Origin of the sequence: Algibacter mikhailovii (assembly GCF_014651495.1) — a bacterium.
Taxonomy (GTDB): Bacteria; Bacteroidota; Bacteroidia; order Flavobacteriales; family Flavobacteriaceae; genus Algibacter_E; species Algibacter_E mikhailovii.
Genome location: NZ_BMWZ01000003.1, coordinates 62495 through 82278, shown reverse-complemented (window position 1 = coordinate 82278; position 19784 = coordinate 62495). Strand labels below are relative to the sequence as shown.

Annotated in this window: 14 protein-coding genes; 4 read left to right on the top strand and 10 right to left on the bottom strand. The window is 32.9% G+C overall.

Going from position 1 to position 19784, the window contains the following annotated elements:
- Nucleotides 1–66: 66 nt before the first annotated feature.
- Nucleotides 67–264, bottom strand: a complete 198-nt coding sequence (locus IE051_RS06480) for a Lacal_2735 family protein (protein WP_189359980.1) — start codon at nt 262–264, stop codon at nt 67–69.
- A gap of 351 nt (nt 265–615) precedes the next feature.
- Complete coding sequence (purU, locus tag IE051_RS06475; RefSeq protein ID WP_189359979.1) at nt 616–1470, bottom strand: formyltetrahydrofolate deformylase; 855 nt, start codon at nt 1468–1470, stop codon at nt 616–618.
- A 143-nt stretch (nt 1471–1613) separates the two neighbouring features.
- Between purU and IE051_RS06470 the strand changes: the two genes are divergently transcribed.
- Entirely contained in the window at nt 1614–5048 is a 3435-nt protein-coding gene (locus IE051_RS06470) for a methylmalonyl-CoA mutase family protein (RefSeq protein WP_189359978.1), read from the top strand.
- Nucleotides 5049–5333: 285 nt separating this feature from the next.
- On the opposite strand, the gene IE051_RS06465 is transcribed toward IE051_RS06470, so the two are convergent.
- Nucleotides 5334–5729: a hypothetical protein gene (locus IE051_RS06465; protein WP_189359977.1), complete on the bottom strand. Its 396-nt coding sequence runs from the start codon at nt 5727–5729 to the stop codon at nt 5334–5336.
- Between the two features lie 123 nt (nt 5730–5852).
- Here IE051_RS06465 and IE051_RS06460 point away from each other — a divergent pair, with 123 nt between their 5' ends.
- Nucleotides 5853–6296: an Lrp/AsnC family transcriptional regulator gene (locus IE051_RS06460; RefSeq protein ID WP_189359976.1), complete on the top strand. Its 444-nt coding sequence runs from the start codon at nt 5853–5855 to the stop codon at nt 6294–6296.
- 4 nt (nt 6297–6300) lie between these two features.
- On the opposite strand, the gene IE051_RS06455 is transcribed toward IE051_RS06460, so the two are convergent.
- The 3 genes from IE051_RS06455 to IE051_RS06445 are packed head-to-tail and all read right to left on the bottom strand — an operon-like array spanning nt 6301 to nt 8874.
- Nucleotides 6301–6678, bottom strand: coding sequence for a VOC family protein (locus IE051_RS06455; RefSeq protein ID WP_189359975.1), 378 nt, complete (start codon nt 6676–6678; stop codon nt 6301–6303).
- Complete coding sequence (locus IE051_RS06450; RefSeq protein WP_189359974.1) at nt 6678–7652, bottom strand: YpdA family putative bacillithiol disulfide reductase; 975 nt, start codon at nt 7650–7652, stop codon at nt 6678–6680. Before IE051_RS06450 ends, IE051_RS06455 begins: the two co-directional genes overlap by 1 nt.
- Nucleotides 7653–7656: 4 nt before the next feature.
- Complete coding sequence (locus tag IE051_RS06445; RefSeq protein ID WP_189359973.1) at nt 7657–8874, bottom strand: MDR family MFS transporter; 1218 nt, start codon at nt 8872–8874, stop codon at nt 7657–7659.
- Nucleotides 8875–9468: 594 nt separating this feature from the next.
- On the opposite strand from IE051_RS06445, the gene IE051_RS06440 reads away from it, so the two are divergent.
- Nucleotides 9469–10074, top strand: a complete 606-nt coding sequence (locus IE051_RS06440; RefSeq protein ID WP_189359972.1) for a DUF1684 domain-containing protein — start codon at nt 9469–9471, stop codon at nt 10072–10074.
- A 17-nt stretch (nt 10075–10091) separates the two neighbouring features.
- Here the strand turns inward: IE051_RS06440 and crcB are convergent, their stop codons facing one another.
- Nucleotides 10092–10457, bottom strand: coding sequence for a fluoride efflux transporter CrcB (gene crcB / locus IE051_RS06435; protein ID WP_189359971.1), 366 nt, complete (start codon nt 10455–10457; stop codon nt 10092–10094).
- Between the two features lie 2 nt (nt 10458–10459).
- On the bottom strand, nt 10460–11482 hold the full coding sequence (locus IE051_RS06430; RefSeq protein WP_189359970.1) for an SRPBCC family protein: 1023 nt from the start codon (nt 11480–11482) through the stop codon (nt 10460–10462).
- A 186-nt stretch (nt 11483–11668) separates the two neighbouring features.
- Here IE051_RS06430 and IE051_RS06425 point away from each other — a divergent pair, with 186 nt between their 5' ends.
- Nucleotides 11669–13708 carry a dipeptidyl-peptidase 3 family protein gene (locus IE051_RS06425; protein ID WP_189359969.1) on the top strand — a complete coding sequence of 680 codons (2040 nt, stop codon included), beginning with the start codon at nt 11669–11671 and terminating at the stop codon, nt 13706–13708.
- Between the two features lie 385 nt (nt 13709–14093).
- On the opposite strand, the gene IE051_RS18755 is transcribed toward IE051_RS06425, so the two are convergent.
- Entirely contained in the window at nt 14094–14243 is a 150-nt protein-coding gene (locus IE051_RS18755) for a T9SS type A sorting domain-containing protein (RefSeq protein WP_373294348.1), read from the bottom strand.
- Nucleotides 14244–14682: 439 nt separating this feature from the next.
- Nucleotides 14683–19767 (bottom strand): T9SS type A sorting domain-containing protein, encoded by a 5085-nt coding sequence (locus IE051_RS06415; RefSeq protein ID WP_189359967.1) that lies wholly within the window; start codon nt 19765–19767, stop codon nt 14683–14685.
- Nucleotides 19768–19784: the final 17 nt, after the last annotated feature.

The window sequence follows — 19784 nt, the reverse complement described above, 5'->3', positions numbered from 1 at the left end:
ATTTACTATAGTTACGGCGCTACTGTCTCTATAGATGTGCAAGAAAAGTTAAAGAAATGATAAAAATTATACAGCTTTTTGCTGTTGTTCTCTATGAAGATATTTTAATCTATTGAGCTTATTAAGTAGTTTAATGGCTCTGTATTCTGAGATGTCGCTAAGCGCAGAATCCGTTTGACGAAAATTATAAGCCTGTTCAACGAGACTTTTGTATTTCTTGATGAGTTCAACTTGATGAATTTTTAATGAATCGATTCTGTTCATTTTTGGTCTGATATTCAATGACTTAAATATACATTTTTTATTCCAAAATATAAACTGTTTGAAGAAATAAAGTGAAAAAACCAAAAATATGCTTGGCCTTTTCTTTGATGTGAAATGGTTTATTGTTCCGTATACACAAAACCTTCTTTTAATATATTAAGTTTTTGGGCGGTTTTTTTATGTGTGTTTTCTGCAGAAATGTACATTTTTAATTCAGCACTATGCACGAAATCCTTTAACGCATTATTAACAAAACAAGATATCGAAGCGGCTATAACGGTTTAATTATCCCGTATTTCTTGAATGAATTGTATTGAAACCAATACATTCAAAAATGGGGTATGTGCTACATTATGTAAAAATAATGGTCTTATTATTATGTACCATCACTTTTCTGTTGGCATGAAGTTTAATCGCGTTGGCTAATACAACTTTTTCTAAGTCGCGTCCTTTTGTGATTAAATCTGTTATTTTATGAGCATGAGACACTCTTGTAACATCTTGTTCAATTATAGGGCCTGCATCTAACTCTTCGGTAACATAATGGCTTGTAGCTCCAATAATTTTTACGCCACGCTTATAAGCAGAATGATAAGGTTTGGCACCAACAAAGGCCGGTAAAAACGAATGATGGATATTTATTATTTTATTTGAATAATTACTTATCAGTTTGTCAGATATTATTTGCATGTAACGTGCAAGGACAATAAAATCTATATTATGTTCTTGTAATAATGCTAGTTGTTTATCCTCAGCTTCTTGTTTCGTCGCCTTGGTAACCGGAATATGATAAAAAGGTATGTTAAAACTATCTGCAATAGGTTTTAAATCTGTATGATTACTTATAATAAACGGAATTTCTAAGTTTAGTTCTCCTGAATTATAACGTCCTAAAATATCATATAAACAATGGTCATACTTGGATATAAAAAGGGCCATTTTTGGCTTTTTTTCAGAAGAATACATGCGCCATTTCATTTCAAAGGTATCAGCTAAATCGGTCTTGAACATTAGCTTAAAATCTTCAGTAGAAAAATCTTCAGAGACAAACTCACTTTCCAAACGCATAAAGAATATGTTTTGTTCTCTGTCAACATATTGATCAACATAAACAATGTTACCACCTTTATTAGCAATAAAGCTGGTAATAGATGCTATGATGTTTGATCTATCTGTACAATGAATTAGAATGGTTATTTTATTCATGTTAATCAGTATTTGGTCGGTCAAATTTAGTTAAAATTATCTTTTGTAAACATTTAAGAATAGTTTTAGATAATCATGCGTAAATGCTTGATTTTTTTGAATATTTCTTAAATTGCAACTTGAAATCACAAGAGTTTTTACGAATGATACAACAAGAACCATATATACCTAAATACAAAGTACGAATAGTTACCGCTGCATCTCTTTTTGATGGTCATGATGCCTCCATAAATATAATGAGAAGGATCATTCAAAATACTGGTGTAGAGGTTATTCATTTGGGGCATGATCGCAGTGTAGAGGAAGTAGTTAATACTGCTATACAAGAGGATGTGAATGCTATTTGTTTGACATCATATCAAGGTGGTCATAATGAGTATTTTAAATATATGTTTGATCTTCTAAAAGAGCAAGGTGCAGGGCATATTAAGATTTTTGGCGGAGGTGGCGGCGTTATTTTGCCATCAGAAATCAAAGAACTCATGGATTATGGCATTACACGAATTTATTCTCCAGATGACGGAAGAGAAATGGGGCTGCAAGGCATGATTAATGATTTAGTTAAGAAATCTGATTTTGCAATTGGAAATGAATTAGATGTTGAGGTTGGTCAATTGAAAAATAAAGGGGTTAAGGCAATAGCGAGAGTGATTTCATCGGCGGAAAATTTTCCTGAAGTTGCAAAAGATACATTACTTAAAATACATAAGAAGAATGAAAAGTCGCAAACCGTAGTTTTAGGAATAACGGGTACGGGTGGTGCTGGTAAATCAAGTTTAGTAGATGAACTGGTTAGGCGATTTTTAATTGACTTTCCAAGTAAAACAATTGGAATTATTTCTGTTGATCCGTCAAAACGTAAAACCGGAGGCGCTTTATTAGGGGATAGAATTAGAATGAACGCCATCAATTCGCCTCGAGTTTATATGCGCAGTTTGGCAACACGTCAATCAAATTTGGCTTTGTCTAAACATGTTAATGAGGCTGTTGAGGTATTAAAAGTTGCTGAGTATGATTTAATTATTTTGGAAACTTCTGGTATTGGGCAATCTGATACTGAAATTATTGAGCATTCTGATGTGTCATTATATGTAATGACGCCCGAATTTGGAGCAGCCACTCAATTAGAAAAAATTGATATGCTTGATTTTGCAGACTTAGTAGCCATTAATAAGTTTGATAAGCGAGGAGCTTTGGATGCCTTACGTGATGTGAAAAAGCAATACATGCGGAATAATAATTTATGGGATACGCCACAAGAAAATTTGCCTGTATTTGGAACAATTGCCTCACAATTTAACGACCCAGGAATGAATACGCTTTATAAAGCGGTCATGAATAAATTGGTAGATAGAGCAGGCGCTGATTTACACTCTAATTATACCATTTCTAGTGAAATGAGCGAGAAGGTTTATGTAATTCCGCCATCTAGAACGCGTTATCTTTCTGAGATTTCCGAAAACAATAGAGCCTATGACAAGAAAGCGAATGATCAATCGGAGGTGGCTCAAAAATTATATGGTATTTTTAAAACCATATGTTCTGTGGCAAATATTTCGTTAGAAAATGAGTTTGAAGTATTAAGTAAACAAGGACTTGTTCAAGATGAAATTATCAATAAAATAAATGAAGGCAAGGGAGATTTTATTAAACTTCTTTTTACTGAGTTTGATAGAATTAAGATGGATTTGGATTTGTACAATTGGGACATTATACTAAACTGGAACAAAATTGTTAACAAATACAAAAGTCCTATTTATGCATTCAAGGTTAGAGATAAAGAAATTAAAATTGAAACCCAAACCACATCGTTATCACACACTAAAATTCCGAAGGTAGCTCTGCCTAAATATCAAGCTTGGGGCGATATTTTAAAATGGAGTTTACAAGAAAATGTTCCTGGTGAGTTTCCATATACTTCAGGGCTCTATCCTTTTAAAAGAACAGGAGAAGATCCTGCCCGAATGTTTGCAGGAGAGGGTGGTCCAGAGCGCACAAATAAACGTTTCCATTATGTCAGTGCTGGCCTACCAGCCAAACGTTTGTCTACAGCTTTTGATAGTGTCACACTGTATGGTAATGATCCAGATTATAGGCCTGATATTTATGGTAAAATAGGAAACGCAGGTGTTTCTATCTGTTGTTTAGATGATGCCAAGAAGTTATATTCAGGTTTTGATTTAGCCAACCCTATGACTTCTGTAAGCATGACTATTAACGGTCCTGCTCCTATGCTTTTAGGGTTTTTTATGAATGCTGCTATAGATCAACAATGCGAGGTCTATATAAAAGAACATGGTCTTGAGAAAGAAGTGGAAGCCAAGATTGCCAAATTGTATGAAGGAAAAGATAGACCTAAGTATAATGGTGAATTGCCAGAAGGGAATAATGGTTTAGGTTTGATGCTATTGGGTGTTACAGGAGATCAAGTCTTACCGAAAGAAGTATATCAAACTATTAAATTGAAAACCATTTCTCAGGTAAGGGGAACTGTTCAAGCTGATATTTTAAAGGAGGATCAAGCTCAAAATACGTGTATATTTTCAACAGAATTTGCCTTGAGATTAATGGGGGATGTTCAGGAGTATTTTATTAATAATAACGTTCGAAATTTTTATTCGGTTTCTATATCGGGGTATCATATTGCTGAGGCGGGGGCAAATCCTATTACGCAGTTGGCTTTAACTTTATCCAACGGTTTTACTTATGTGGAATATTATTTGAGTAGAGGGATGGATATTAATAAGTTTGGTCCCAACTTATCTTTCTTTTTTTCAAATGGCATTGATCCAGAATATGCGGTTATTGGTAGAGTGGCTCGAAAAATTTGGGCCAAGGCATTAAAGTATAAGTATGCTGCAAATCCTCGAGCTCAGATGTTAAAATATCATATTCAGACCTCCGGGCGTAGTTTACATGCTCAAGAAATTGATTTTAATGATATTCGGACAACACTGCAAGCTCTCTATGCTATTTATGATAATTGTAATTCTTTGCACACCAATGCTTACGATGAAGCAATAACAACGCCAACTGAGGAGTCTGTGCGTCGCGCTATGGCTATTCAACTTATTATTAATAAAGAATTAGGTTTAGCGAAAAACGAAAATCCAATTCAAGGTTCTTTTATCATTGAAGAATTAACAGATTTAGTTGAGGAAGCTGTTTTGCTTGAATTTGATAGGATTACAGATAGAGGTGGTGTTTTGGGCGCTATGGAAACCATGTATCAACGCAGTAAAATACAAGAAGAAAGTTTGTATTATGAAACTTTGAAGCATAATGGTGAATTTCCAATTATAGGTGTGAATACGTTTTTAAGTAGTAAAGGCTCTCCAACAGTATTGCCTGCGGAAGTAATAAGAGCCACTGAAGAAGAAAAGGAATATCAAATTAAAACTCTAGAAAATCTACATAAAGATTATGATACTACAGGTTTGTTGAGTGATCTTCAGAAGGGTGCCATTAATAATGAAAATATTTTTGAGGCTTTAATGGAAGTTTGTAAAGTCTGTTCTTTAGGTCAAATCACTAAAGCATTATTTGAGGTAGGCGGGCAGTACCGTAGAAATATGTAATCTTACTTTTAAAATTCGTTTTGCCAGAGTATGGTGAATTATGGACTTGTCTTGACTATATTGCCTGTTTTCCAATGTTTTATTAATGGGGATGGTTGATGATTATTCGCTTATGTGTATGCAGGAATTAATAAAGGAGGCTTCAGCCTCGAAATTAATCTTAAATAAAAAGCAGAAAAAACGATGGGTTTAGATTTAATGCCAACTAGTAAATAACGGTCTTTAGACTGCTATCTTCAGATAGAAGTTCTTCATTTGAATTTTATATCGGCATAACTCCTATATTTATAGAGTGAGCATCCAAGAACTTTGAAGCTTTTTGAATTTCTTTAGTTCACTTCTTAAAATAGGCAAAAAGTCTTTTCCATTACTGTTTGAACGCTCAAGACGGTAGGAGTTTTTATAAAGTCTATTGGTTAACTTTCTTAAAGAAGCAATGTGCTTATGACGTTTTTCAGAATGACGTTCAAGTTCAGCATTCAATATTTCTGGTGCCAATGACACTGATTGTTGAATAATATCGCCGGAAAAATAAATATTATTGTCCTCAGAACCATCAGCTTTTAATTCTGATAAGTCATAATTTAAATAGCCCGAAATGTCCTGAGAAAGCGCAAAAATTTCTAAAGCTTTTTGATAAATCGGTAATTCCGATAGATTTAGTGGGGTATTAGTTGACATCTTCTTTTATTCTTAGCATTTTATTCAAAATTACTGACAAGAATTGAAATTCAACTTTAGGTTTTAAAGTAAAACACTATATTTGCTTTAAATATTAATTTAATATAGTTAAAATTCTTTCGAATGATTGTAGATCGCCTTAATGAAAAGATTTTGAAGTGTTTACAGCAAAGTGCACGGCTCTCAAATGCAGAAATAGGAAGGCAAGTAGGTATAAGTTCACCTGCTGTTTCTGAGCGCATAAAAAAGATGGAAGATTTAGGTATTATTGAAGCTTATAAAACTATTGTTTCTCCTTTTGAAATAGGATATCAATTAAAAGCGATTATTACCCTACGGGCTTTTATGGGAAAACTTAAACCTTTTTTAGAAAAGGTTAAAACTTATGATGAAGTTATTAATTGTTACCGAATTACTGGCGATGAAAATATTGTTATGGAAGTGGTTTTGAAAAATCATAAGCACCTTGAAACTTTTATTGACCAATTAATTAGTTATGGCGAATCTAAAACGCAAATTGTTTTGTCTCGAGTGGTTAAGCAGAAAGCAGTTGTGCCTCTCAAGTAACATTTTAATTTATTCGCCAAGGCGGGTTTTTTCTGTTTTTTCCTGCATAATACAATATGATCTGATTGCCATCAGGATCTTGCAGTCGAGCTTCCCGCCATAAGTAACTTTGGTCCTTAGGCAACTCATTAAATGTTATACCTTTATTTTGAAGTTGGGTCACCCATGCATCCAAATTATTTTCTTCAAAATAAATAGTGGTACCATAGCCTTTTTGTAATTTATCAACTTTATGAATAGAAAATGTGGCATCCCCATCTGGACATTCAAATCGGACATATCTTGGGAGCGCATCCACAATAAGGCGTAACCCTAACGTTTTATAAAATTCAGTGGCTTTTTCAACATCCAAAGCGGGTATGGTGACTTGATTTAAATTCATTATTCTTTTATGCTTTCAATATGTTCGGCAATTTTTTTTGCGTGAATCCTGGAGTTTTCGATAAACCATTTATGTGTTTCTTTTCCACCACAAATCACCCCTGCCAGATATAGCCCTTGCACATTTGACTCCATGGTTTCTGGGTTATAATTTGGAATCGCTTTTTTGTCATCAGACAGTGTTATTCCACTCTGGCTCAATAAATCAAAGTTAGGAAGATAACCTGTTAGTGCAATTACAAAATCATTAGGAATTTCTATGTCCTTATCAGGAGTACATATGTTAATTTGATGGTCTTCAATGCTTTTAATTTCAGAGTTAAAATAGGCTTTTATGCTACCTTCTTTTATGCGGTTTATAATATCCGGTCGAACCCAATATTTTACCCGTTCACCAATGTGTTCGCTACGAACCACCATAGTCACTCTTCCGCCTTTTCTATAAATTTCCAAGGCTGCGTCTACTGCAGAGTTGCTAGCCCCTACAATTACCACATCTTGTAAGGTGTAGTTGTGCGCTTCTTTATAATAGTGCGTAACCTTATTTAATTGTTCTCCTGGAATATTTAGCATTTTTGGAATATCATAAAATCCGGTGCATAAAATGACTTGGTTTGAGATGTATGTTGACTTACTACTTTCAATGGTAAAATGCTGTGCCCCTTTCTGGACGGAATTAACCGTTTCATATAAATTAATTTGAAGTTGGTTTGATGTAGTAACCCGTCTGTAATATTCTAAAGCTTCATCTCGATTAGGTTTTGCATTATTACTTATAAATGGAATGTCATCAATTTCTAATTTTTCAGAAGTAGAAAAAAAGGTCATATTTTTGGGGTAATTGAATAATGAATTGGTTAGTGCCCCTTTTTCAATCACCACATAATCCCAATTTCTTTTCTGAAACTCTAGCGCACAAGCTATTCCTATGGGCCCCCCTCCAATTATTACAATATCTTTCTTCTCCGTTTTCAAAATATTAAATTTGTTTTAGTTTCTTTTTAGCGTTTAAATATCGACTTAAAATAAATATTAAAAATACGCAAAGTGCTGCAAGTAAGGTTATGATATACCAAGTATTATCAAAGCCAAGTTGATCAATCAAACGCATGCCTGCATTATGGCCAAATATATGAGAAACAGAGAATGCAATGGAATATAACGCCATATATTCTCCTTGATTTCCTTTTTTGGCTCTGTCCATGGCGAATGCATTCGAAAAAGGAAAGGCAATCATTTCCCCAAAGGTCATTAATAGCATTCCAATAATCAGAATTCCAGACCATGACGTGAAATTCAGAATCAGAAAGCTTAGTCCCGTAAGAATAGCTCCAAATAACATAAGACCTGTTTTTGTGAATGTTGAATTTTCTAGCCATTTGATTAAAGGCATTTCAAAAACAAATATTAAAAAACCGTTCATACCTAGAATTATTCCAATATCAAGTTCGCTTAACTTATGGATATCTTTGTAATATAATGGCATGGTTGAAAAGTATTGCAAGAATACTATTCCAAATAAAACCATAGCTAGGAGAAATATTAAAAATGCTTTATCAGCATAGGCAGATTTTGGGTTGTTAGTTTTAACGTCATCTAAAGTTTTCGTTTTCTTTGGGTTTAAAACATTAATGAGTACCCATGTTGCGGCTATACAAGTAATGCCGTCAACCCAAAACAATCCACCATAACTGAGTGTCGTGATGATGAGCCCGCCAATGGCAGGTCCAGCTGAAAAACCTAAATTAATGGCAAGTCTAATCAGGGTTACAGAACGTGTTTTGTTTTCAGGTTTACTATATGCGCTAAGAGCAACAAACATGGCAGGACGAAAACTATCTGCTACGAGCATAACAAGAAAAATACCAAAACAAAAGGATTTAAAGGTGGTTAAAAACTGCAGTGCGATAAAAAGTAAACCGGTAGAAATTAGACTAAAAACCATCACTTTATAGTAGCCTATTTTATCTGTGAGTTTTCCACCCATCCAAGAACCAATAACTGAACCTATTCCAAAAGCACTCATTACCCAACCAACCTGATTATAGGAGAAGTTAAGACTTTCTCTAAGGTATAGCGATAAAAACGGAATCACCATGGTTCCAGCTCTGTTTATAAGCGTTATTAGTGATAGCCACCATACTTCAGTAGATAAGCCTTTAAAAGTGTTTAGGTAATTGGTAATTAAGGTTTTCATTAGTTCTAATTGTTCAAGTTTCTATGTTCACGTTTTAAATATGTTTTATGAGTAGGTAATGGGCAAAAAAAAAGTCCGACTTTACAGTCGGACTTTTACATATTGTATATACTTTATAATATCATCACAATATAAGACAAGCCCAACGCTTTCTCTTTAAAGAGGTCGATTGCTTTCTACAAATTGAGACGTTATACATCATTTTTTTTTCTTTTGAAGAACCAAAGCTAATTAAAATAATTGTAATTTATATTTATGAATTGATTTATTTACGAAATGCTTCCCAATATTATTCGTTTTAGTTGCTTAGGTGTCGGTTATTTTTGCTTTGTGATTAGTACAAGCCTTAACATTGGAATCGCATCATTACAGTACCGATACAATAATTAGGTGTCAAAGGACGTATTTATCAGGAACTGGGTTAAGCATTGCAATAATTTGTGATTTACATAGGAAGGATGTTGACTTGATAAAATTTTTTCTTTTAAGTATAAAGTCGAGCAAGCAATAGATGTTCTATTTTAGCAGTACAAATCAATATGCGTGGACCTATATTCTCATGGTTCATGTTATAAGAATAAATTAAGAAAGCAAATGAATAAAATAGTAATATTTCTTTTTTGTACTCAATTGATTTTAGGCTGTACAAAAGAAAAAAGAGTGCTGAAAGGCGATACGGCATTTCAAAGGGAATTAAATGCTCAATTTAAGGATGTAACTGAATCACCGTTAAAAAAGAAGGACCGAAAGACTTTTGAAGGTTTAGATTTTTTTCAATTTGATTCTTTGTTTGTTGTAAAGGCTAGGTTTATACGCACACCAAATGAGAAGCCTTTTAAAATGAAAACAACAACAGACCGACTCCCTGAGTATTTAAAATATGGCGAGCTAGTATTTCAATTAAAGGGAAAACAATTTAAACTGAATATCTATCAAAACCAAAGTTTGGTTGATGTCGAAGGTTCTGAAGATTATTTGTTTTTGCCGTTTCTAGATGAAACTAATGGCGTAGAAAGTTATGGTGGAGGACGCTATATTGATGCTAAAATTCCTAGGAATGACACTATGATTATTGATTTTAATAAAGCCTACAATCCTTATTGCGCCTATAATGATAAATATTCATGTCCATTAGTACCGCGAGAAAATTATTTAAAGGTAAGGATTGAAGCTGGTGTAAAGGTTTTTAAAAAACATTAGTAGGACTTCTTTTTGGTTTATTTAATCAAATATATTCCGGCAAAAACTGCTGAAAAACCGAGTATAAAACTTGCAAAAGTATATACGGCAAAGCTCAAGAAATCACCAGATCGTAAAAACACGTGGTTTTCATAGGCAAATGTTGAAAAGGTTGTTAATCCCCCGCAGAACCCCGTTGCCAAAAGTAATGTGTGATTTTGTGTGAGGACTTCATTTTTAGCCGCAAAGCCTAAAATAAAACCAATTAGTAAACTACCAAGAATGTTAGCTGCAAAAGTACCATACGGAATACCGGTTTCAGCATTGTTAAGATATTTGCCAATAATAAAGCGTAATACACTTCCAAAACCGCCACCAACAAAAACTAAGATGAGTTGTTTCATGTTTATTTGACTGCAATATATATTTCTGTAATCCAATCAGCTGGGTTTGGTATATTATTCGGGTCTGTAGGGTATGACTCAATATTTGGACCTGTTTCTTCAAACTCCAAACCATTTTCAGGAATATATTTCATGGTAGTATCCCAAGCCGCTTTCAAATTGATATAATCTCCTTTTAAAGTTGTTTTTATCGCTTTAAAAGGATTTAATTGGCCAGTTAAAATATCAGGCTCATTTGAAACCACTTTTTCAGTAGTTGGCACGCAGCTAGAAAACATGACAGCATTATTAGCTTCATCCCATTTGTGATAGTTAACAAAAGGAGAGCCAGCTAGTTGTATATTGTTACTCAGAGCATAGTTTATAACCTTGGGCATCATTTCTTGCATTCTGTCAGATAAATCAGAAATTTTACATGAAGTAGTATTATACAAATAAAAACCACCACCATGTTCTGTAACGCCATTAACTTTAATACTAAACACTTTCATGTCGGCATGCACAATACTGTCTAATTTAAATAAACCTCTATCAAAATCAGAAGCTGTATTTTCTTCAATAGAACCAGCAAAAGTAGTATACATCTTAGTCATGAAATCTTGTTTGCCTTTCATGGCCCAAGTCACATTAATACCCTCTTCAGTATCTTCAAAAGTCCAATTGATATCAGATTGTGATTCAAAAGGTTTAATAAATGTAATGTGCTGCGATATAGATTTATTTTTTTCAACGGCAATTGTGGTCATCTTTCCTTCTCCTAATACTTCACCATTCCAAGAGTAATTTCCATCCACGCCAAATGATTTTTCGCCATAAGTTAGAGTGGCTTCAGGTTCTTGTTCTATCCACGGGGAAAAGTCGGGCCAATTTTTAAAATCATTTACTTTTTTATAAAGCATGGATTTTGGCGCTTTAATAACCCTATTTCTTGAAAAACTATACTCATTGGGTTGAACAGCAATAAAGATGGCTAATCCTATAAAAACAATCAATAATAAGAATATAAAATATTTAAAAGCTTTCATTGTAAATGAATTGTGGGATAATAAAACCAAATATAATCATTTTAAAATTTTTATTAATAAATTATTACATTTGCACTCTTATTGATAATTATTATGTAGTTAAAGTTGAATTTTTAGTTTTAATTGATAATCAATAAGTTCTTTTTAACTGTATTTTTATAAGTAACCTATTATAATTTAAATGAAATGAAGCTAAAATCAATTTTAAATGTACTGTTTATTAGTGTGATACTATGGTCATGTGCAAATGATAAGCAAAAAACATCGGAAGTTGCTACTGCTAAGGAGGAAACTGAAGCCTTTGATTATAATGTTGAGCAATTTGCAGACATTAAAGTATTAAGATATCAAATTCCGGGATGGGAAAATCTAACCCTAAAAGAACAAAAATTAGTGTATTATCTTACTCAGGCCGGGTTATCGGGAAGAGATATAATGTGGGACCAGAACTATAGACATAATCTTACTATAAGAAAAGCTCTAGAGCATGTTTACACTAATTATTCTGGAGATAAGTCAACTGAAGCATGGAATGCTTTTGTGGTCTATTTGAAGCGGGTTTGGTTTAGTAATGGTATTCATCATCATTATTCAAATGATAAAATTAAACCAGATTTCAATTCTGATTATTTGAAAGAAATTTCAGAGGCTACAAATACAGTTTTAGAAGGAGAGGCGTTTGAAGTTATTTTTAATGATGCTGATTCAAAGAAAGTGAATCAAGCAAAAGGCATTGACAATGTGGGACTATCGGCTGTTAACTTTTATGGTGAAGGTGTAACCAATGATGATGTTATAGGTTTTTATAAAACAAAGAAATCTCCAAATGCAGAAAGACCAATAGCTTTTGGTTTAAATTCTCAATTAATAAAGGAAGATGGACAATTAAAAGAACGTATTTATAAATCAGGTGGTCTTTATGGTTCTGCAATTGATGAAGTTATAAAATGGCTAGAATTAGCGCAAGAGGTTGCTGAAAATGAAGCGCAAGGTAAAGCCTTGGGTTTATTAATTGAGTATTATAGAACTGGTGATTTACAAACATGGGATGATTATAATGTGGCATGGACAGGAGCCACAGAGGGGAATATTGATTATATCAATGGCTTTATTGAAGTGTATAATGACCCGTTAGGATATAGAGGATCTTATGAAAGTATTATTGAAATAAATGATTTCGATATGTCTCAAAAAATGAAAGTATTATCAGATAATGCTCAGTGGTTTGAGGATAATTCTACACTCATGGATGCTCATAAAAAGAAAAATGTGGTTGGAGTTACTTATAAAGTTGTTAGCGTGGCGGGTGAAGCCGGAGACGCATCACCAAGTACACCTATTGGTGTTAACTTACCTAATGCAAATTGGATACGTGCTGCAGTGGGAAGCAAATCGGTTTCTTTAGGAAACATAACAAATGCCTATAATAATGCTGGTGGATCAGGAAGATTACAAGAATTTGTTCATGACGATGAGGAGCTAGAATTGGAAGAAAAGTACGGTCAATTGGCTGATAAATTGCATACAGCGTTGCATGAAGTTGTTGGTCATGCTTCTGGTCAATTAAACCCTGGAGTAGGGGAGACCAAAGAAACCTTAAAAAATTATGCATCAACTTTAGAAGAGGGTAGAGCTGATTTGGTAGCTCTATATTATCAATACGATGTGAAGCTTCAAGAATTGGGCCTAGTAGAGGATTGGGAAGCCGCAGGAAGAGCAAGCTATGATGGCTATATCAGAAATGGTTTAATGATGCAATTAGTTCGATTAAATCTGGGTGATGATGTTGAAGAGGCGCATATGCGTAACAGACAATGGATTTCTGCTTGGGTTTTTGAAAAAGGACAGCCAGATAATGTTATCGAAAAGGTAACCCGAAACGGTAAAACATATTATAATATAAATGATTATGCCAAGCTACGTGAATTATTTGGTGAATTATTAAGAGAAACGCAACGTATTAAGTCAGAAGGTGATTACGCAGCTGTAGAAGCTTTGGTAGAAGGCTATGGAGTAAAAGTTGATCAAAGTATCCATGCAGAAGTACTAGAAAGAAATAAACAGTTTAATTCTGCACCATACTCCGGTTTTGTAAACCCCGTGCTTGTTCCAGAAAAAAATGATGCCGGAGAAATAATTGCAATTACAGTTGAACAGCCAGAAACATTCGAAGGGCAAATGTTAGATTATAGTAAAAATTATAATTTCTTACCTGAAGTCAATTAAGAAATAATAGACATAAAAAAACAGAATCTTTAATTAGGTTCTGTTTTTTTATGCATTAAATGAAAAGAAATAATTTAATATCAGAGCCTTAACTCTAAATACTAAACTTAAGGATCGGTTCTCTTGTTAACACTAAAAACGAGTAGTAGTATATTAACAAGAATAAGTGCGCTTAAAATTAGCAAGATCTGCATGTTTTAGTATGGTTTTAGTTTTAATAGCTAATAATTAGATGCCTATATGTTAAAAAGGTTGCGTGTGAATAGCAATTAAATTTAAAAGTTTAATTCATTATTGATTAGGTGTTGTATTTACTTTATTAACAAGCCTAAAAACCTCCAAATAAATGGAGATTTTTAGGCTTGTTAAAGAGCTATAGTTTTTGCTATTCTTTTATTAGACGTTTCATAATATGCACGTTGTCAATTTTAAATTTTAAAAAGTAAACACCTGAGCTTAAATTTCTTAAGTTTATTTTGTTCAAAGGCATGTCAACAGTGTTTATTAGCTTACCGTTTAAATCATGAATTGTCAATGATTCGATGTTCAAGAAGGATTATGTCTTGTCTTGTCTTGTCTTGTCTTGACAAAATATGCTATTACCTTTTATTAATAACGAATATTAATTAACTAAAAATCTAAAATTCAATTTTTCTTCATTATTTTAAAGTACAAAGAAATATGTTCCGGACTCCAAATTTAGGTCTATCCCTTTTACTTTAGTATCAAAATCAATATTTAATAGTCCCCATTAAGGTTGGTACTTGATTAGGATATATGATATCATTTCAAAATCAATTAATAAGCATAAACAAAATAAAAGCCATGAAGGATACCGATATCGCAATGCTAGTAATATAAAAGTTTTTATTTAGCTTTAAATATTTTCTATTAGCACGTGCTTTGTAATAAAAACAAAAAGACATCAAAATATTAGATCATGATATTGACTCAAATAAAGTCAATGACAACATTTACCGCTTTGCAATACGTTTAATAATTGTCGAGTTTTTAGTGATCATCTCAAATAAATATAAACCAGAATTCAAATGTGATGTGTCAATTATAGATGTTTTTGATTTTATTTTTTGTCTTGATATTAGTCGGCCATGAATATCATAGATATTAAGATCAGCTTTGTTGGAATTTTTTAATATTAAATTTAGGGTATTTTTAGTTGGGTTAGGAAATACTGTGGCATCAGTGTTATCAATTTCTTTCAAGCTCAAATTTGAATCAATAATTATGGTAATGTTTGCTCGCTTTATAATAAGGTCGGGTAACAAGGGGTTGGTTATTTCACAATGATAAATACCACTATCTAGTTCTTGAGCGTTAACAATAGTAAAACTGCCTTGGTTTGCTCCATTTATTTCAATACTATCTTTAAACCATTGGTATTCATCTCCTATTCCTTTTAGGGATTTTGTTTTATTAAGGTTGGTGTCATCAATATTTAAAACGATATCTGCCCCTATGGCAAACTCGAGATTTTGAGCAACATCTTTAGTACGTTGCGGGGAGTATAAAAAAGAGTTTACAATATTAGATTCTACTAATGGCAGTAGATCACTAAAGTAGAAATTGTTATTGTCAACCCATAATTGTTCTAATGGTGCACCACTAAAATCTGGTAATAAACCAGAAAACTCATTGAAACTTATAAAAAATCTGATAAGATTTGGATTTGAGATATTTGACGGCAAGGAGCCGCTTAAGGCATTGTTTGATAAATTAACAACCTCTAGATTAGTTAAATTTCCTAGGTTATCAGGTAGCGCTCCTGATAAATTGTTATCCTGAAGAAAAAGTATGTTTAAATTGCTAAGATTGCCTATTGCAGATGGAATTGAACCATCCAAATTATTAGCACTAAGTATTAAGGTATTTAAATTTAACAAATTTGTAATTGTCGCCGGGATATTTCCTGATATATTATTACCTGGTATTATCAAACTGGTTAAACGCTGCGGGAATTTAAATCCCGATAAGTTTGGACTACTTATATTATTGTTTGCAAGAGATAGAATTTCTAATTCACTTAAAGAACCTAAATCCAAAGGTTCTGTGCTTGTCAGGTTATTGTTTACCAACACTAATTCTTTGACTCTATTAAATTCATTCACTGTTACGCCAGACCATTTAGAAACAGGTTCTGTACTTAACCAATTTAAGTTATTAAACCAATTAGCGCCAGTCGTTGCGTTATAAAACCTAATTAATGTATTTCTTTCTTCCTCTTGTAAAGCAACTTCACTTGTGCAGTCTAAACTGTAAATTGTGGTAGGCGTAGGATCTTTGATCCAATTGGTATTTGCTAGTGCTGAAAATGGACTATCAACTTCGATACATGTCAAATTGGGGTTACTGGAAACATCTATAAAATCAATACTGGAATTATTTCCATTTTTTAAATTTAAATTGGTTAATTCTCCTGAATAAGATCTTAATTCTTTAAGATGTTTATGATTAGATAAGTCTAGATTAGTAATGGCAGTTGACCAAGTACTTAATATTTCTAGATTTAAATTTTTAGATATATCCAATGAATTGATTGGGTTATTACCAATTCGTAATAAAATTAATTTGGCATTATTATTCAAGTTTATGGATGAAATGTTATTTGTACTTAAATCTAATGTTTTAAGGTTGTTGTTTTGAGCTAAATCAATAGCGCTTAATGATAGTCCTGTAGTATTTGAAACAATCAAATCTGTGAGCAATGCATTTTTAGTAAGATTTACAGAAAAAATGGGATTATTATAAATAGTAACCTTTTTTAAGTTTGGATTAGAGCTAAAATCTAAACTATTAACGGTATTTGAAGCTAATGAAAACTCTTCTAAAGCTGTAAAATCCTGAATACCTGCAAGATTAAAAATATTAGCACTAGGAACTTCCAAAATAGTTACATTTTCTATATTAGCAGTTGGCACTCCGCCATTAAGAGCACCAGAATCTAGCCCTAAGTTTATTAGTAGTTGCTCGAAATTTGGATCTGGGATAGCTGTGGATGGAACAGGTTTTAAGTTACCAATCTCAAAAAAATCTGAAAATAGGGTCATATCAACTACTAGCGTGTTATTAAGACCACAGAAATACGATCCATAATCAGAGGGCTGTACGTTAGTTAATTCTAGTGATATATTAGTTTCGCCAGGTAACAAGGTATTATCTTTATACCATTGATAGGTATTATTAATACCTGAATTATCTGCCTTTAACACTATTGTGGATCCAATGTCACCTTGTATGTATTCCGATTTACTTACACTGTTTTGTGGTGCATAATCAAATTTAGAAAGATTACTTTTGTAAAAATTAAAGTTTGGTTCTAAGTCTCCGAATTGAAATTTGTTGTAACCTAACAAAAGATACTCTAACTGACTTAAATTAGTAAAATCAGGAATAAACCCAGTAAGATTGTTATTTCTCAATTCTAGAGTAATTAAGTTTTGCAGATTAGTTAATGAGTTTGGTATATTACCGTCTAAATTGTTTTCAAATATTGATATGTATTGTAAGCTGGAAATCGAACCCAATTCTTCTGGGATTTCACCTGACATATTAGTATTTTGATAAATCAATAAACGTGTTAAATTTTGTAACTGTCCGATTTCGCTAGGAATAGCTCCTTCAATATTAGTTTCTGAAATTAAAATATCCTTAAGATTGATACAATTCATCAATTCAGATGGTAAAGCACCACTTAAAGGAACTCTTACCAATCGCAATGATTCCAAATTAGATAAATTCCCAATGGTTTCAGGAATCTGCCCTATCAAATTGGTGTCATTTAGTATAAGATTCTTTAGGTTCGATAGTAAACCTAATTCACTCGGAATACTACCGGTAAGACTATTCAAACTCAAATTTAAAGCCTCCAAGTTTGAAAGATTTCCAATTTCTGATGGAATTGTTCCACTCAATGGATTATTATATAAATAAAGGGTTTTCAGAAACGTTAAACCTTCTATTTCGGCAGGAATTGAACCCGATAAATTGTTATTGTTTAAATTTAAATTAACCACCCTACCATTCTCAACGGTAACACCATGCCATGTTGAAATAGGTTGTGTGTTATCTAACCAGTTTGTGTTAGTTGTCCAATTAGCTCCGTTGGTTGCATTGTAAAAAGCCAAAAGTGCTTCATAATCTGCCCCTCTTTGACTGATGGAAAAATCTGGTAATGTTAATTTAAGATTAGGAACTAAGTTATTTGTTACTTCTAGAAAATAACTTCCAAAACTAGAACTATCCATAATTAGCGTAAGTGTTTCTGAAGTACTAACTACGTTGGAAGTATTGTCAGCATTACGTTTATACCATATATAGTTGTTTTGTGTACCTGAAACATCAGCTGGTATAGAGATTTGTTCGCCAAGACCTGCTAAAAAATCAGGTTTTGATGGAAGTTCTTTTTGCGGAGCATAAACATAATTCGCCCCTAAAGCATCCTGATAATCAGTAAAATTATCTTCTAAATCACCAAATTGATAATTGTTATTGCTTAAATTTAGATCTGTTAAGTTTGTATTTGATGAGAAATCAGGAATGCTGCTATTAAGAGCATTATTGGATAAATCTAAACTAGTTAGGTAATCTAATTCATCGAGTTGTGAGTGTATCCTTCCTTTTAAATTATTATTGGAAAGCGATAGTGCTGTAACCCGTTCAGTACCATTAATCACATCTGTAGAAACACCATACCAATATCTTATTTTTTGAGTAGTATCCCAACCATTGTTATTGCTCCAATTACTTCTACCAGTGGCTCTATAAAAATTAGTTAATATAGATTTAGTAGTTATAGGATTCGCTTTAACGAGTTGCCGAACAAAAGATCGTGAATTTGATTGAGACTTTGAATAAACAAATAAGTCATTTCCACTTGCAGCCAATGAACCACCGAATATATCCAAAGGCTGATCAAACACAGATTCGGGCTTAATAATTTCTCGTAATCTTATAGTGCTACCAGAAAATTCATAGTTATAGACTTCTTTTGAAGACGTTCCAATAGCGAAACCAGAAGTAGTAAAAGTGAGGTCTTTTCCAAAATTTGAAGTACTAGATTTTGATATTAAAGTTTTATCCGGAGTTTGCGGCCAATAGTGGTTTAAGGGATTTAAAGTGTTTTTGTAAAAAACATAAGCTTTCTTGCCTCCACATGTAACTAGCCTAGTTGAGTTTGCTATTAACGTAGAACCGAAAAGATCATTTGGTCTTGAATCAGTTGAAGACAAACTTTTTACATGCTCAACATTCATTCTAAACCCTGCGATTCCACTATTTTCTTCATAAACTCTAAAAGTATATATTACACCTCTTCCATCATTTTCTCCTGGAGCAGAAACAAATAACGTTGAACCAGACCAAGCTAATGCGTTACCAAAGAAAGTGTTCCTTATATTGCCTCCTGATCTAGAGACTGTTTTTTCTTGTTGCCATACTTTAGTTGGATTAACAGAACTAATAGGTCTTTTATGCAAGACTGTTGTGACTCCACTTTGATTATTAATATCACATCTACCTACAGCTATTCTAACTCCCGAATTATTAGCTCCTTGAAAATTTAACACTTCTGAAATGGCGATTGAAAACTTGCCATCGCAATTTCCTGTCATTGAAATGAACTGCGTTTCAAATTGGTTCCAAATACCAGTATTTGTTTTCTCGTATATATAAATGCCTTTGCTGCCATGTATAACAATAATACGTTCGTTTGGGGCAATAGCAACTCCAGTTCCAAAACCTTGGGTGCAATTACCTGTACCGCATCCAGATGATGATGGTTTTAGCGTTTTATTTAACTGCCAAGAACCATTGGTACTTGTTTTTCGATAAACGTATACAACTTTAGTAATAGGAGCAGTTATTACCATTGTTTGCCCTTGTATTTTTGTTATTGCTCCAAACTCATTAAAACCAGAAGTATTTGGATCATTTATTTGTTGACTAGGATAGAAAAGTGCATCACGAGAAATATTTGGGTTTTGAGCCTGGGCACATAAAGTTAGAATTAATAAGCATAGGCAATTTAAAAATAGTTTTTTCATAACGGAGAGGGTTTTTT

What these genes read in the sequence shown, in the direction of transcription:
- IE051_RS06425 (WP_189359969.1), top strand. Translation starts at nt 11,669, where the DNA reads ATGAAGCTAAAATCAATTTTAAATGTACTGTTTATTAGTGTGATACTA.
- purU (WP_189359979.1), bottom strand. Translation starts at nt 1,470, where the DNA reads ATGAATAAAATAACCATTCTAATTCATTGTACAGATAGATCAAACATC.
- IE051_RS06430 (WP_189359970.1), bottom strand. Translation starts at nt 11,482, where the DNA reads ATGAAAGCTTTTAAATATTTTATATTCTTATTATTGATTGTTTTTATA.
- IE051_RS06470 (WP_189359978.1), top strand. Translation starts at nt 1,614, where the DNA reads ATGATACAACAAGAACCATATATACCTAAATACAAAGTACGAATAGTT.
- IE051_RS06455 (WP_189359975.1), bottom strand. Translation starts at nt 6,678, where the DNA reads ATGAATTTAAATCAAGTCACCATACCCGCTTTGGATGTTGAAAAAGCC.
- crcB (WP_189359971.1), bottom strand. Translation starts at nt 10,457, where the DNA reads ATGAAACAACTCATCTTAGTTTTTGTTGGTGGCGGTTTTGGAAGTGTA.
- IE051_RS06440 (WP_189359972.1), top strand. Translation starts at nt 9,469, where the DNA reads ATGAATAAAATAGTAATATTTCTTTTTTGTACTCAATTGATTTTAGGC.
- IE051_RS06480 (WP_189359980.1), bottom strand. Translation starts at nt 264, where the DNA reads ATGAACAGAATCGATTCATTAAAAATTCATCAAGTTGAACTCATCAAG.
- IE051_RS06445 (WP_189359973.1), bottom strand. Translation starts at nt 8,874, where the DNA reads ATGAAAACCTTAATTACCAATTACCTAAACACTTTTAAAGGCTTATCT.
- IE051_RS06465 (WP_189359977.1), bottom strand. Translation starts at nt 5,729, where the DNA reads ATGTCAACTAATACCCCACTAAATCTATCGGAATTACCGATTTATCAA.
- IE051_RS06460 (WP_189359976.1), top strand. Translation starts at nt 5,853, where the DNA reads ATGATTGTAGATCGCCTTAATGAAAAGATTTTGAAGTGTTTACAGCAA.
- IE051_RS06415 (WP_189359967.1), bottom strand. Translation starts at nt 19,767, where the DNA reads ATGAAAAAACTATTTTTAAATTGCCTATGCTTATTAATTCTAACTTTA.